This is a genomic window from Thermosulfuriphilus sp., assembly GCF_054026695.1.
Genome location: NZ_JBPMLP010000001.1, coordinates 16,606 through 31,580 on the forward strand (window position 1 = coordinate 16,606; position 14,975 = coordinate 31,580).

Consider the following 14,975-nt stretch of genomic DNA (forward strand, 5'->3'; position numbering starts at 1 on the left):
CCTGTTTTTTGGAAATTTTTTGTTATTCTGATTCCGAACAAACTGTAGGCATTGTCCGGATAGGCGTCAATTGGTATGGTTTAGGGCCGCTTTGGAATCAAAAAGTTAAAGGAGGCCTTAGTGATGAGCGAACGGACGCTTTCTTTGGTTAAGCCAGACGGTGTGAGCAAGCGCCTGATCGGTGAGGTCATCCGGCGCTTCGAACAGGCAGGCCTCAAGGTAGTGGCCCTAAAGATGCTCAAGATGACCAAGGAAGAGGCTAAGGGGTTCTATATTGTCCACAAGGACAAACCCTTCTATGAGAGTCTTACGGATTTTATGTCTTCGGGGCCCATTGTGGCCATGGTCCTCGAGGGTGAAGGGGCCATTGCCAAGTGCCGGCAGATAATGGGAGCCACTGATTATCGAAAGGCGGCTGAGGGAACCATCCGGCGGGACTTTGCCACCGACATTGAAAAAAACGTGGTTCATGGTTCGGATAGCCCGGAGTCTGCGACCCGGGAGATTGCCTATTTTTTTAGCCAATTAGACATTGTCAATTACTAGGCGTGTTTTAGTTATCGGCGGGGGGCTTGCCGGCAGTGAGGCCGCTTGGCAACTCGCCAGGCGAGGTGTGCCGGTGTGTATCTACGAGATGAGGCCGGTTAAATTTACACCGGCCCACAAGACAAGTCTTCTGGCTGAACTTGTCTGCTCAAACTCTTTGAGATCAGCTGAGATCACCTCTGCCGTCGGGCTTCTCAAGGAGGAAATGCGGCTCCTTGGCTCCCTGATCATGGAGGCTGCCTTAGCTACTCAGGTCCCTGCAGGCAAAGCCCTGGCCGTTGACCGAGAAAGGTTTGCTGCCTTTGTTACCCGGAGGCTAAGTGAGCATCCTCTGGTGGAGATCATCAGAGAAGAGGTCCGGGAGATTCCTGAGGGTGAGATTGTCATCTTAGCTACAGGCCCTCTTACCTCTGAGGCTTTAGCTAAATCTTTAAAGGAGATTACCGGACAGGATTATCTCTATTTTTATGATGCCATAGCTCCCATTGTCTATGCCGAGAGCTTGAATATGTCTGTTATTTTTCGGGCCTCACGTTATCAGGGAAAAGGCGGAGACTACCTTAATTGTCCCCTGAACAAGGAAGAATATTACCGATTTGTCCGAGAGCTACTGACAGCTAAAAAGGTCCCCTTAAGGGAGTTTGAAAAGCCTCGCTATTTTGAGGGCTGCCTGCCCATTGAGGTTATGGCCGAAAGGGGACCCGATACCCTCAGGTATGGTCCGATGAAACCTGTGGGGCTCCGGGATCCCCGTACGGGGCGGGAGCCTTTTGCGGTGGTTCAGCTTCGGGCAGAAAACCGGGAAGGGACCCTTTATAATTTGGTGGGCTTTCAGACAAAGCTTACTTGGCCGGAGCAGAAAAGGGTATTTCGCCTCATTCCTGGCCTTGAGAAGGCCGACTTTGCCCGCTATGGTTCAATTCACCGCAATACCTTTATCTGTGCCCCGAAGATCCTCTTGCCAACCCTTCAAATCAAAAAAAGACCAAACCTTTTTCTGGCCGGGCAACTAAGTGGTGTTGAGGGCTATGTGGAGTCAACGGCCATGGGGCTATTAGCCGGAATCAACGCCGCCAACCTGCTAAAGGCCAAGGCCCTGATCATCCCCCCGCCTACCACCGCTCATGGGGCTTTAATCAATCATATCACTTCCGCCGATCCCAAACATTTCCAGCCCATGAACATAAACTGGGGGCTTTTCCCGAAGCTCCCTCGGCGGGTTCCCAAAAGAGAGCGGGGAAGGCTTTATGCCCAGAGGGCTCTTAAAGACCTGAATGATTGGCTTAAGGCATCAGGCCTGCTTAATCTTTAAGTTTTGGATCTTATCCAGACCTCAACCTCATCTATTGTGGTCGGGCTGGCCTTGCGGATGAGGAAGTGAATGTTTCCGTAACGGAAGACCTCGCCTACTCGCGGGATCCGACCAGCCAGCTTCATCAAAAATCCCCCTAAGGTTTCATACTCTCCCGGGGGTAGATTGAGCCCGAGTTCCTCGTTAAGATCCTCGATTTCCATCCAGCCTCGGACAAGGTATCTGTTTTCTGAGAGCCTTACGTAGGGAATCCGGCGGGGGTCGAACTCATCCCAGAATTCGCCAAGGACCTCTTCCACCAGATCCTCGATAGTGACAATCCCTAAGGCCCCGCCGTACTCGTCAACTACCACGGCCATGGTCCGGCCGGTTCGTTGCATCTCGGCTAAAAGTTCACTTACCGGTTTGAACTCCGGGACATAATAGGCTGCTTTTGCAAGAGATCCTACGGGGCGGCTTAGGTTTTCTTCCTCAAGAAGGTCAAAGCAGTAAAGGATTCCGCTTATCTGGATGATCCTCTCTCGGTAGATGGGAATCTTTGAAAACCCAGTCTTTTTAAAAAGTTCGATAGCTGTCTCTACCGAGGCGCTCTCCGGGAGAGCGGTTACCTGCACCAGAGGTATCATCACCCGGCTGGCAGTCTTTTTTCCGAAAGAAAAAATTTTTTCTATCAGACGGCGTTCTGTGGCATCAAGTTCGGAATCGGCCTTGATGAGGAGGGCAATCTCTTCTTTGGTGACTGATGGGGCTTGGCGCTGGGGGGCGACGCCAAAGAGGGTGAGAACAAGGCGGATTAGGCGGGAGACTAAAGCCACGACTGGATAGAAAAGATAAGAGACCAGGAGGACAAAGGGTGCCAGTCGGGGGGCCCAAAGATGGCTCTTCTGGCGGAAGTAGGTCTTGGGGATTATCTGGCCGAAGATCAAAAAAAGAGGCGGAAGGACAAGGGCGGCAATCAGGCCACCTTTTTGAGGAAAGAGCTCCAATAATATAGCCGTAGTGATAACGCTGTTGCCGATGACCGAGAGGTTGAGTCCTAAAAGGGTGGTGGTCAGAAGGCGTTCGGAGTTTTCAATAAGGTAAAGGGCCATGCGGGCGCTATGGTTGGTGCGCGAGATCCGCTTAAGATAGGCTGGGTCAGCGGCTACCAGGCTCATCTCGGACCCGGAAAAAAAAGCTTCGGTGGCCAGAAGCAGGACCGAGACAATAAACTTAGGCAGTATTTCCCACATTGCCATTTCCTCTAAGGGTCTCGGCCCGGATAGAGAGGATCTTAGGGCCTTTGACCCTTTCGGCTACGAAACGGAAACCATGGGCCTCTTGGGCCAATCCCTCCCGGGGAAGTTCCCCAAAGATATGGAGGACAAAGCCTCCCATGGTCTCTACATCTTCTTCCGGTAGCTGGGCCCCGACGCGGCGGTTGAAGTCTGCTACCTTAAGCCGGGGGGAAAGAATATAGACCCCCGGGGCCTTTTCTTCGATGAGGTCCTCACGGCGATCAAATTCGTCGTATATTTCCCCAAAGAGTTCCTCAAGGACGTCTTCCAAAGTGACCAGACCACTGATTACCCCATATTCATCAACGACCATGGCCATTTTAATCCGCCGTTGCTGGAATTCAGCCAGCAGCTGTCGGGCCTTCATGGTCTCGGGGACGAAATAGGCGGGCCTAAGCAAGGTCTCAAGGCTGGTGATGCTCTTTTTTTGCCAACCAAGGAGTTCTTTTACGTGTAGGATTCCCTTGAGATTATCAAGATCACCTTGGTAGACGGGAATCCGGGAGAAGCCTTTTCTTTTAATCTTCCTGATTAGCTCTTTGGTTACAGGTTGTAAGGGCAAGGCGAAGATATCGGTTCTGGGGGTCATGATGGAGGCAACAGTTGTTTCCTCAAGCTCCATGAGGCCGAAGATAAAGTGGCGCTCTAGTTCCTGGAAGATGCCCTTTTCGGCCCCTTCTTCTATCAGCTGGAGGATGTCTTCATCCCGTAGCCGGCTATTCTCCCTCTCCTCTATCCGGACCCCAAGAAGCCTGAGGATGCCCTCAGAGATCCAGATCAACAAGAACCTCAAGGGAGTAGAGACAACGATGAAGAGTTTGAGAGGTCTGGCAGTCAGGCAACCGAATCTCTGGGGAACCCTGAAACCAGCGGCCTTGGGTAAAAGGTCTCCAAAAATAAAAAGAATAACTGTCATGGCCGCCATAGCCAACCATTTCCCTTGAGGTCCATACTGACTGATGAGGATGGTGGCTGCTAGAGATGAAGAGAGGATATCGGCCACCTCGTTGCCTACTAGTAGAGAGACCAGAAGTTCTTTAGGGCGGGAGAGAAGTTCAGGGATGGTGCGGCAGCCCTTGCGGGGGTGATTCTTAAGCTGAGCAATTTCAAGGCGGGACAGAGAAAAAAGAGCGGTTTCTGAACCGGTGAAAAAACCGGATAGACAGACCATAAAGGCGATAAGAGCCAGACCTTGGATCAGTTCCGGGCCCATGGAAGTTGCTCTTTAAATTATTTAAATTAATTATTTATCGTTTTTATCGTTTGCGGCCCCTGGCCCTCTTTTTCTTCTTAGCCGATAAAAGGGTCAGCTCTAAGATCTGATCCATATGTCTTACGGGAATAAAATCTAGCTTACGGCGCATGTGTTTGGGGATCTCTTCGAGGTCCTTGATATTTTTCTCCGGGATTATTACCCGACAGATTCCCTTTCTCAGGGCGGCTAAGGCCTTTTCCTTGATTCCCCCTACCGGTAGCACCCGGCCCCTTAAGGTAATCTCCCCGGTCATGGCAATATCCTTTGAGACCGGGGTCTCCGTAAGGGCGGAGATCATAGCCGTAGCCATAGTTACCCCGGCGCTGGGGCCGTCTTTAGGAATGGCTCCGGCAGGGACGTGGATGTGAATATCATACTTATCATAAAATTCGGGATCAATTCCCAGTTTGGGGGCTCGGGAGCGGGTATAAGAGAGGGCTGCCTGGGCGCTTTCCTTCATGACCTCACCGAGCTGTCCGGTGAGGATCAGATTTCCCTTGCCGACCATGACGCTGGCCTCCACATAAAGAACCTCTCCACCGTACTGGGTCCAGGCAAGGCCAGTAGCCACCCCGATTTCATCCTCTTCCTGTTCAAGCTCCGGGATATATTTGGGCACTCCTAGGTACTTATGAAGATTGGCCCGGTTGATGCGGAAAGGACCACTTTCGCCTTCGGCTATCCGTCTGGCCACTTTACGACAGATAGCTGCCAGTTGCCGTTCAAGCTCCCTGAGCCCGGCCTCCTCGGTGTATTCCTGGATGACCTTAAGGATAGTCTCATCGGAGATAGTGATCTCTTCGGCCTTGAGTCCATGTTCTTTAATCTGGCGGGGGAGAAGATACTTTTTGGCAATTTCAAGTTTTTCTTCAGCGGTATAGCCAGAGATATAAATAATTTCCATTCGATCCCTGAGGGCTGCCGGGATGGTGTCAGCCATATTGGCCGTAGCGATGAACATCACCCGAGACAGATCAAAAGGGACACCTAGATAGTGATCCACAAAGGCGTTGTTCTGTTCTGGATCGAGGACCTCCAGGAGGGCTGCTGAAGGATCCCCCTGGAAGTCGGCATAGAGTTTGTCTATCTCGTCGATCATAAAGACCGGGTTGTTTGTCCCGGCGGTCTTAAGACCCTGGATGATCCGGCCCGGCATGGCTCCGATGTAGGTCCGACGATGGCCACGGATCTCGGCCTCATCCCTTACTCCTCCTAGGGAGATACGGATAAACTTCCGGCCCATAGCCCGGGCAATAGAGCGGCCTAGGCTGGTTTTACCTACTCCAGGAGGGCCGACAAAGCAGAGAATGGGGCCCTTGGTGGTCTTGTTGAGCTTGCGGACGGCCAGAAACTCTAGGATCCTCTCTTTGACCTTTTCCAGATCATAGTGATCCTCGTCAAGGATGCGTTTGGCCTCTCTGAGATCGAGCTTGTCGCGAGTTGAGCGCCGCCAAGGGAGCTCTACCAGCCATTCAAGATAGGTCCGTACGACCGAGGCCTCGGCCGAATCAGGGTGCATCAACTCCAGACGCCGCAGTTGTTTGAGGGCTTCGGTCTCTACCTCCTTGGGCATTTTGGCCTTGGAGATTTTTTCCCGAAACTCTTCGATCTCCTGGGCATGTTCGTCTATCTCGCCAAGTTCCTTCTTGATGGCTCGAAGCTGTTCTCTTAAGAAGTACTCCCTCTGGGTCTTGGTCATTTCTTCTTTGGCCTCAGACTGGATCTTGGCCTGCATAGCCGAGACCTCAAGTTCCCTGGTAACCACCTCATTGACCAGTCTGAGACGTTCAATGGGCTCAAAGGTCTCCAAGATCCTCTGGGCCTCAGGGATTCTCAGCCTCAGATTAGAGACAACGATGTCGGCCAAACGTCCAGGTTCTTCTACCCCTTCAAGAAGACTTGAGATCTCCGGGGTGAGCATCCCCTTGAGGGAGAAGATCTTCTCGGCGTTTTCCCGGACATTACGCATCAGGGCTTCAATTTCTACTGAGACCTCGCTGGGCTCTTCTTCCCTTATGGGTTCGAGCCTGACCTTGAAATGGGGGGATTCCTGGACAAATTCGTCTATCTTGGCCCGGGCTACTGCCTGGATGAGGATCTTCAATCGGCCATCGGGAAGTTTTAAAGTCCTCATGATTATGGCTACCACCCCTACTGGATAGAGATCCTCGGGCTTGGGCTCTTCTTCGGTGCCGTCTTTCTGGGAGGTAAGGGCGATGAGACGATTGTGCTGATTTATGGCCTCATTTACCGCCGAGATGGAGGCCTCACGGCCTACAAAAAGGGGGATGATCATGGAGGGGAAGATGACCACATCCCGGACGGCCATGAGGGGTAGTTCTTCGGGGATCTCGATAGATTCTTCCTCAGACAGACCACTCAGGCTGGTAATGCTGTCTTCGAGTTCGATCATCTATAATCCTCCTCTAGGAAGTATCTTTACCAAGGGAAAGGGATCTGGGGAAAGATCAATCCGGGTAGGTCTTGATTCTATATCGGTCTTCCTTTCGACCTCCAGACAAAAATCCCTCTTTGGTCCGGAAAAAAGATCCTGTTATAAACTCTCTATTGACAACAACCAGAGGCCTTGATTACATGCCGCCAGTCCAAAGTCAATCTCAATTTAGCACGGAAAGAAAGAGATACAAATCAAGTTTTAGGAGGAGTCTCCATGAGCACAACAGATTTTCTTTTTACTTCTGAATCGGTTACTGAGGGCCATCCGGATAAGGTGGCCGACCAGATCTCAGATGCTATCCTCGATGCTATTATCTCCCGAGATCCCTATGCTCGGGTAGCCTGTGAAACCTTGGTCAACACGGGGATGATCCTCATTGCTGGAGAGATTACTACCGAGGCCCGGGTGGACTATCCGGTGATTGCCCGGGGAGTGGTTAAGGAGATCGGCTATAATCATTCCGATCTGGGTTTTGACTGGCAGACCTGTGCAGTGCTCATCTCTATAGATCGGCAAAGTCCGGATATTGCCATGGGAGTAGACCGGGAAAACGGGGAGATCGGTGCTGGGGACCAAGGGCTTATGTTTGGTTATGCCTGCGACGAGACGCCGGACTTTATGCCCCTTCCTATCTGGTATGCCCACCGTCTGGCCATGAGGCTGGCCGAGGTGCGTAAAAAGGGCATTATTCCTTTCTTGCGGCCAGATGGGAAGACCCAGGTGACAATCAAATATGTTGATCGGCGTCCGGTTTCGGTCCATTCGGTGGTGATAGCAGCTCAGCATGATCCCCACGTTAACTATAAAGAGCTCAAAGAAGCCGTTATCGAAGAGGTAGTCAAAAAGGTCATCCTTCCCGAACATATAAATGGCGAGACCAAATATTACGTCAACACCACCGGCCGTTTTGTAGTTGGTGGGCCTTTGGCCGACTGTGGTATGACCGGTCGGAAAATCATCGTTGATACTTATGGGGGCCGGGGGCACCATGGTGGAGGGGCCTTCTCTGGCAAGGATCCCACCAAGGTCGATCGTACACCTTCTTATTATGCCCGCTATGTGGCCAAGAACTTGGTAGCTGCTGGGGTAGCTAGGGAACTCGAGGTTCAAGTAGCCTATGCTATTGGAGTCCCTTATCCCCTCTCTATAAACGTCCAGACCTATGGTACTGAGCAGATTCCGGTGGAGAAGATCCTGGAGATCATCAAGACCAACTTTGATTTTCGGCCAGCCAGGATGATCGACTATCTTAACCTTCGTCGGCCGATCTTTAAAAAGACGGCCTGTTATGGCCACTTTGGCCGTCTGGAGCCAGAGTTTACCTGGGAAAAATTAGACTTGGTAGACAAGATCAAGGAACAAGCCGGTCTTTAATTAAGATTTAGTCTAAGGAGTCAGCGATGGAATACGATATCAGAGATCTTGCTTTGGCCGAAAAGGGAAAACTGCGGATTGAATGGGCGGCCAAGGATATGCCTGTTCTCACCCAAATCAAACGACGTTTTGCCAAAGAAAAGCCCCTTTCAGGGGTAAAGATAGGGGCTTGTCTTCATGTAACCACCGAGACGGCCTATCTTATGGCCGTTCTTAAGGCTGGTGGAGCCGAGGTGGCCCTGTGCGCCTCAAATCCTCTCTCAACCCAAGACGATGTCGCTGCCAGCTTGGTCAAACATCTCAAAATCCCTGTCTTTGCCATCCGGGGGGAAGACCACGATACCTACTATGCCCATATCCGAGCCGTAATCGAGACCAAACCCCAGATTACCATGGACGATGGGGCTGATCTGGTCTCAACTATTCATTCCGAATATCAACCTCTGGCCGCCAAGATCTTGGGAGGCACAGAGGAGACCACTACCGGAGTGATCCGGTTGCGGGCCATGGCTGAGCAGGGAGTGCTCAAATACCCCATTATTGCTGTAAATGACGCTAAGACCAAACACTTCTTTGACAACCGCTATGGAACTGGACAATCTACCATCGATGGTATTATCCGGGCCACCAACCGACTCCTGGCGGGTTCGATCTTTGTGGTCTCTGGTTATGGCTGGTGTGGCCGGGGGCTGGCCATGAGGGCCCGAGGTATGGGGGCCAGGGTAATCATTACCGAAGTCGATCCCCTGAAGGCCCTTGAAGCGGTCATGGATGGCTATGACGTTATGCCTATTGCTGAGGCTGCTCGAATCGGTGACTTTTTCTGTACCGTGACCGGAGACATCAATGTTATCCGCAAGGAACATTTTCTGAAGATGAAAGATGGGGCCATTGTAGCCAACTCCGGCCATTTCAATGTGGAACTTGATCTCGAGGGATTGAAAGAGATCTCCACCAAGATAAGGGAGATCAGGGACAACGTCGTTGAATATACTTTAAAGAACAGACGCAAGGTCTATGTCTTGGCTGAGGGTCGTCTGGTGAATCTGGCCGCTGCCGAAGGGCATCCCTCGGCCGTTATGGATATGAGCTTTGCCAATCAGGCTCTTTGTTGCGAATATCTGGCCAAACGGCCCAAAAAGCTCAAAAAGACAGTTTATCCCGTCCCCGAGGAGATTGATCAGGAGATCGCCCGGATGAAACTTGACTCCATGGGGATTAAGATAGATCAGCTCACAGAGGAGCAGGAAAAGTATCTATCCTCCTGGGAGATGGGAACCTAGTCTGGAATCTGGGGGCAGAGCCTCCAGATTCCAAATTTTTTAAAATTTTTACCAGGCAGTGAGGTTTATTTTCCGAATTCTTTCGGCTAAGCTTCTTTCATGTTTAAGGTCCGGGCCAATCATCTAACCCTTCTGCGTATCCTTCTTTTGCCGATTCCCTGTGTTTTGCTTTATTATGGCGGCCATGTGGCCCAGTTTACGGCCTTGGGGGTGGCTTCGCTCCTGGGCTTTACCGACTACCTCGATGGTTGGCTGGCCCGACGTCATGGGGCTACCCGTTTTGGGATTCTCTTTGATCCCATTGCGGACAAGGTCTTTATTGCAGCGGTCTATATCCCCTTGGCCTATCGGGATTATTTGCCTCTAGGACTAGCGGCGGCTATCATCTTCCGGGAGTTACTGGTAACCGAGTTAAGACGTTATCTTTCGGGCGAGGGAGGCCTTCCGGTTACTCCTTTGGCCAAGATCAAAACCTCTGTCCAGATGGTCGGGGCCGGGTTCTTGGTAATGATTCATCTCTTGCCCGAAGAACGGGTAATTATTCCCCTCCTGGCCCTGCCTTTTTTGGCTACTTTGGTCATGGGCCTTTTTAAAAGCCGTTTGGGTTTAAGATGGTTTGCAGCCGCGGTCTTCTTTGCCTTGGCCCTTTTTGTTCGAATCCTATTTGGTCCCTCAGAGGCTGCCTGGATCTACGGCTTGGTCATTGTTGCCTTTACTTGGTACACGGGGCTCCAGTATATCAGGCTTGCCTGGAGGCGCCTTTCTTTTACTTTAGCCAATGGGCTGAGGATTTTTCTGGCCGTAGCTCCTCCCCTCGGTTTGATCTTTCTCCTGTCCCATCTATCCTCAGAGGCATCTTGGCTGATTCCGGTGGCACTTTCTTTTGAGTTCTTGAGCCAGGGGGTGGATCTTCTGGTCTGTGAGACTGGTTCAAGGGATTTTTCTTTCATAAAACGCGGTCTTATCTGGCCACTTTTCTGGGGAGGCTCCTTCTTTGTTCCCCTCTTTTGGGCAGTAGCGGCTTTGACCCTGGCCCTTGGAGCTTACGCCCTCTTTGACTTACGCTACCATCGAAGGCTTCTTTATTCCTAAGAATTATCGACACCCCAGTTCTTCGGCAATCTCCTCTACCAGCCCGGAGGGGACTTCAGGGTCAAAGATTGTCTGGCCGATCCCTTTCAGAAGAACAAAGACCGGCCAACGGGAGACGGCCTTTTTATCGCTTTTAAGGTAGGAGATTACGGCTTCTTTGGAGAGCTCGAAGGGAAGACGTATAGGGAGTCCTAAAGAGATGAGGAGTTTTTGGATCTTTTCGGTTACTTCTTCAGAAATAAAGCCCCTTTTTTCTGAGATCCTGGCGGCGGCGACTATGCCGATGGCCACGGCTTCTCCGTGAGGAAGCCTCCAGGAAGAGGCGGCCTCAAAGGCATGCCCCAGAGTGTGGCCGAGGTTAAGAATCCGCCTAAGACCGGCTTCCTTTTCGTCCCTGGAGACGACCCAGGCCTTGATACGGCAGCTTTCGGCAATGATGTGTTCTAAAGGCCCCGGTTCAAGTTGGATGATCTCTTGGGCCCGTCGTTCAAGATAACTAAAGAGCCGTTGGCTTTTTATAAGACCGTATTTGACTACTTCGGCCAGTCCTTGGCGAAACTCTTTTCTTGGAAGGAGCCCCAAGACGGCATAGTCAATATAGACTCGTCGAGGCTGATAGAAGGTCCCTAAGAGGTTTTTGCCCTCGGGAAGGTCAACTCCAGTTTTGCCTCCAACGGAGCTGTCAACCTGGGAGAGAAGGGTAGTGGGGATTTGGATGTAGGGTATTCCTCTCATATAGATGGAGGCCAGAAAACCGGCGATATCTCCCGTGACCCCTCCGCCAAAGGCAATGATAGCTGAACGGCGGTCAGCCCCTAGGCGAACCATCTCCCGGGCCAGATTGACGACAGTGGCCATATTCTTTGAGGCTTCACCGGCCGGAAAAGAGATAAGGCTTACATGGATTCCCTTCTCCTTGAGCATCTCTACTAGGTCTTCGGCCATCAGGTTGTGGACGTTTGAATCCGTGATCAAGTAATAATGGTCACCAAAGTTTTCTTCCTTAAGGGAGGTCGCTAAGTCCGTGAGCAGCCCTCCTCGGATTTCAATCTCGTAGGCTGGCTTGGTGCGAACCTTAATCAGCTTCATGATCTGTAGGTAGCCTCCTTGAGGGCTTTGACGAAGCCAAAGACCTCCTCGACCATTGTCTTTCTGGGAGTCTTAGCGATCAGGCGGACAATAGCACTTCCGACAACAATGCCGTCGGCATGGGGGGCTAAAGCAGCCACCTGATCAGCAGTGGCGATGCCAAAACCTACGGCCACCGGTACTGGGGACAATTCCCGAGCCAGATCCAGTTTGAGGGCTAGGTCTGGCGGCAGGCTTTTTCTGGCTCCAGTGATTCCAGTCACTGAGACGTAGTAGAGAAATCCGGAGGTGTTCTTGGCCAGCCGTTCGAGGCGCTTTTCTCCGGTGGTGGGAGCGGCCAGGAGGACGTTGGCCAGTCCATGGGCCTTGGCGATCTTGCGCCAGTGGCCGGCCTCTTCCAGGGGTAGGTCGGGGATAATGGTCCCACAGAGGCCAATGACTTCTGCCCGACGGGCAAACTCTTCGAGCCCAAAGTGGAGAAAAGGATTTAAATAGCCCATGATGAGGATCGGAGGACGGATTTTGGGAATTACCCTAGCCAACATCTCCAGCACTTGCTCCATCCGAAGGCCGCCTCTTAAGGCCCGCTGGGCGGCTGCTTGGATGGTGGGGCCATCGGCCAGAGGATCGGAAAAGGGGTAGCCAAGTTCTATCAGATCCACTCCGGCCTCATCCAGGGCGTGGAGAAGTTCCTCGGTGGCAGAAAGATCTGGATCCCCGGCCTCAATAAAGGGTATCAAGGCTGCCTCTTTCCGCTTGCGGACTTCCTCGAAGGCCCTTTTAATGCGGACAACTCCTTTCATTCTTGATTCCTTCCGAGATACTCTGCCACAGCCGCTACGTCTTTATCTCCTCGGCCAGAAAGGTTGACGATGACAGTTGATCCTTGAGGCAAATCTGGAGCCATTTTTATAAGCTGGGCAATGGCGTGAGCACTCTCTAAGGCTGGAATGATCCCTTCTTTTTCAGAAAGGAGTCTAAAGGCTGCCAAGGCTTCCTCATCTCCTACGGCGGTATATTCTATCCGGCCGCTTTCTTTAAGAAAGCTATGCTCAGGTCCTACACCCGGATAGTCAAGCCCGGGAGCAATGGAGTGAGCCTCTTTTATCTGGCCATCTTCGTCTTGGAGGAGATAGCTCATCGCTCCATGGAGGACCCCGGGGCTACCAGCACAAAGGGTGGCTGAATGACGGTCAGAATTAAGACCACGGCCGGCGGCCTCCACTCCGATCATTTTTACCTGTTTCTCTTTGAGAAAGGGGTAAAAGAGTCCCATGGCATTGCTTCCTCCGCCAACACAGGCAATCAGAAGGTCGGGAAGCCTTCCCATCTTTTGAAGGATCTGGCGACGGGTTTCTTTACCAATGACAGACTGGAAGTCTCTGACCATGCTTGGATAAGGGTGGGGGCCGACCACAGATCCAATGACATAGTAGGTAGTCTCCACATTGGTCACCCAGTCCCGGATGGCCTCGTTAATGGCGTCTTTTAAGGTCTGGCTTCCCGAGTGGACAGGGATCACCTTAGCCCCTAAAAGTTCCATTCGGAAGACATTCATGGCTTGGCGTACGGTGTCTTTAGCCCCCATATAGACGAGACATTCAAGGCCCAGAAGGGCCGCTGCGGTGGCAGTGGCCACTCCATGTTGACCAGCCCCGGTCTCGGCGATGATGCGTTTTTTGCCCATTCGTTTGGCCAAGAGTACCTGTCCTAAGGTGTTGTTTATCTTATGGGCTCCAGTATGGGTGAGGTCCTCTCTTTTTAAAAAAATCCGTAAGTGGCCTCCAAGGCTTTCTGAGAGCCTTTTGGCCTCATAAAGAGGGGTGGGCCGACCGACGTACTCTTTAAACAATTCGGCCAGTTGCTTCTGAAAAGAGGGCTCCTTTTTAAATCTATGGTAGGCCTTTTCAAGTTCTAACAGGGCCGGCATAAGGGTCTCAGGAACAAACCGACCTCCAAAGGGACCAAAATGTCCGCGGCGATCCGGAAAAGCCATCTATTTTCCCCCAAAAATTTACGGAGGATGAGGTTAACATATCATGGCTAACTTTGCAAAATTAGAGGAAGAACCGTAAAATTAGAATGATCTCTTTAAGATATTATTACACTAAAATCTTATAATATAATATACTCCCGAACTTTTGACGTCTGTTCTATTAGCTTATCTGGGTAGAGATATGGAGGATAGATTGATAGAGTTTAAGAATTTTTTGTTCTGATCATCATTTTGTTTTTTCTGGGTAGTAAGACCTATAATTTATTAAATACTGATTCTGCTATTTAATTAAATTTATAATTAAATTTCATAAGTAGCCAAGTCTTGGGCTAGGAGAATCTCGCCAGAGAATTCCTTTTGGCAAGCGGCGACAAGGTTGCTCTCCTCGCAAGGAGGATAAAAATGGGTAAGAAGCAGTTTTTTGACCTTGGCCTCTTGGGCCATCCGGCCGGCCAGCGAGGGGACAAGATGTCCGGAAATCTTCATCCCTTCTGGGGTCGAACATTCGCAGATTAGAAGATCAGCCCCCCGGGCGAGGCTGACGAGCTCTGGACTAAAATCTGTATCTCCAGAATAAACCAGGGCCTTTTCCTTATGTTCCAAACGGATGGCCAGGGATTCCGGATTGTGTTTGACGGGTCCGGTTTTAAGGAGTACCTGAGGGATAATCTTCAAAGAGGTCAGGGTGTCGCTGGGGAGTTCATAGAGTTTGAGCCCTCCTTCCGGGGGCTCTATCCAATGCCCAAAGGCCTCTCTCAAGACCAGATAAAGACGGGAGAAGCCTTCTCCGGCAACAAGATGAATGGGTGATGGTCTTTGAGGAAGCCCCCAGTAGCGGAGAGCAAAAAGTAAGGGGACTAGATCAGCAATATGATCTGGGTGGAAATGACTGTAGAAGAGAATATCTATCTGATAATATTCGGTACCTGCTTTAAGGAGACGGCGCAGAGTACCCGATCCAGAGTCTAGAAGAAGTTTACAAGAGCCAATTTCTACCAAAATAGATGGATGAGCCCGCTCAGGGGTGGGAACCCCTGTTCCCGATCCCAGAATGGTGATCCTCATTTTTTAATAAACCTCCCTTGATGTTCGATTAATAACTAAAGATGTTTTTGTCTGGAGCAGAAATAACTTGAGAGAGCTTTTTTGGCTAGTGAAATGATCTTAAGAGAGGATTTGGGGAAGGTTTTCGGGCCTTTTTAGGGGAGTCAGCTGGTGGCACAGGAAAATTTCATTTTAAGGCCAGGTCCGGTTTGTGCGTGCGATGTTGATTTTACACTCGGTCAGGAATAT

The 14,975-nt window shown here is 51.1% G+C and carries 12 protein-coding genes; 5 read left to right on the forward strand and 7 right to left on the reverse strand.

Translation table 11 applies throughout. The features are described 5' to 3' along the window. The first annotated feature begins 123 nt into the window (after window positions 1-123). Window positions 124-546 (forward strand): nucleoside-diphosphate kinase, encoded by a 423-nt coding sequence (gene ndk, locus ACXJJX_RS00090; protein ID WP_456430716.1) that lies wholly within the window; start codon window positions 124-126, stop codon window positions 544-546. Further along, complete coding sequence (gene trmFO / locus ACXJJX_RS00095) at window positions 539-1,858, forward strand: methylenetetrahydrofolate--tRNA-(uracil(54)-C(5))-methyltransferase (FADH(2)-oxidizing) TrmFO (RefSeq protein ID WP_456430789.1); 1,320 nt, start codon at window positions 539-541, stop codon at window positions 1,856-1,858. Before ndk ends, trmFO begins: the two co-directional genes overlap by 8 nt. On the opposite strand, the gene ACXJJX_RS00100 is transcribed toward trmFO, so the two are convergent. The 3 genes from ACXJJX_RS00100 to lon are packed head-to-tail and all read right to left on the reverse strand — an operon-like array spanning window position 1,855 to window position 6,803. Further along, window positions 1,855-3,090, reverse strand: coding sequence for a hemolysin family protein (locus ACXJJX_RS00100; protein ID WP_456430717.1), 1,236 nt, complete (start codon window positions 3,088-3,090; stop codon window positions 1,855-1,857). The genes trmFO and ACXJJX_RS00100 overlap by 4 nt on opposite strands. Continuing rightward, window positions 3,071-4,348, reverse strand: a complete 1,278-nt coding sequence (locus ACXJJX_RS00105; protein WP_456430718.1) for a hemolysin family protein — start codon at window positions 4,346-4,348, stop codon at window positions 3,071-3,073. The genes ACXJJX_RS00100 and ACXJJX_RS00105 overlap by 20 nt, the downstream gene beginning before the upstream one ends. A 43-nt stretch (window positions 4,349-4,391) precedes the next feature. After that, complete coding sequence (gene lon / locus ACXJJX_RS00110) at window positions 4,392-6,803, reverse strand: endopeptidase La (RefSeq protein ID WP_456430719.1); 2,412 nt, start codon at window positions 6,801-6,803, stop codon at window positions 4,392-4,394. A gap of 258 nt (window positions 6,804-7,061) precedes the next feature. Between lon and metK the strand changes: the two genes are divergently transcribed. The 3 genes from metK to ACXJJX_RS00125 all read left to right on the forward strand — a co-directional run bounded on the left by metK (window position 7,062) and on the right by ACXJJX_RS00125 (window position 10,597). Beyond that, window positions 7,062-8,222, forward strand: coding sequence for a methionine adenosyltransferase (metK, locus tag ACXJJX_RS00115; protein ID WP_456430720.1), 1,161 nt, complete (start codon window positions 7,062-7,064; stop codon window positions 8,220-8,222). Between the two features lie 26 nt (window positions 8,223-8,248). Then, window positions 8,249-9,505 carry an adenosylhomocysteinase gene (gene ahcY / locus ACXJJX_RS00120; protein ID WP_456430721.1) on the forward strand — a complete coding sequence of 419 codons (1,257 nt, stop codon included), beginning with the start codon at window positions 8,249-8,251 and terminating at the stop codon, window positions 9,503-9,505. A gap of 99 nt (window positions 9,506-9,604) precedes the next feature. Then, window positions 9,605-10,597 carry a CDP-alcohol phosphatidyltransferase family protein gene (locus ACXJJX_RS00125; protein WP_456430722.1) on the forward strand — a complete coding sequence of 331 codons (993 nt, stop codon included), beginning with the start codon at window positions 9,605-9,607 and terminating at the stop codon, window positions 10,595-10,597. Window positions 10,598-10,600: 3 nt separating this feature from the next. On the opposite strand, the gene aroB is transcribed toward ACXJJX_RS00125, so the two are convergent. The 4 genes from aroB to ACXJJX_RS00145 form a co-directional block, all read right to left on the reverse strand. Then, window positions 10,601-11,686: a 3-dehydroquinate synthase gene (gene aroB, locus ACXJJX_RS00130; RefSeq protein ID WP_456430723.1), complete on the reverse strand. Its 1,086-nt coding sequence runs from the start codon at window positions 11,684-11,686 to the stop codon at window positions 10,601-10,603. Further along, complete coding sequence (trpA, locus tag ACXJJX_RS00135; RefSeq protein ID WP_456430724.1) at window positions 11,683-12,489, reverse strand: tryptophan synthase subunit alpha; 807 nt, start codon at window positions 12,487-12,489, stop codon at window positions 11,683-11,685. Before trpA ends, aroB begins: the two co-directional genes overlap by 4 nt. Continuing rightward, window positions 12,486-13,682, reverse strand: a complete 1,197-nt coding sequence (trpB, locus tag ACXJJX_RS00140) for a tryptophan synthase subunit beta (RefSeq protein ID WP_456430725.1) — start codon at window positions 13,680-13,682, stop codon at window positions 12,486-12,488. The genes trpA and trpB overlap by 4 nt, the downstream gene beginning before the upstream one ends. Window positions 13,683-13,982: 300 nt before the next feature. Beyond that, window positions 13,983-14,747 (reverse strand): MBL fold metallo-hydrolase, encoded by a 765-nt coding sequence (locus ACXJJX_RS00145; protein ID WP_456430726.1) that lies wholly within the window; start codon window positions 14,745-14,747, stop codon window positions 13,983-13,985. Between the last annotated feature and the right edge of the window lie 228 nt (window positions 14,748-14,975).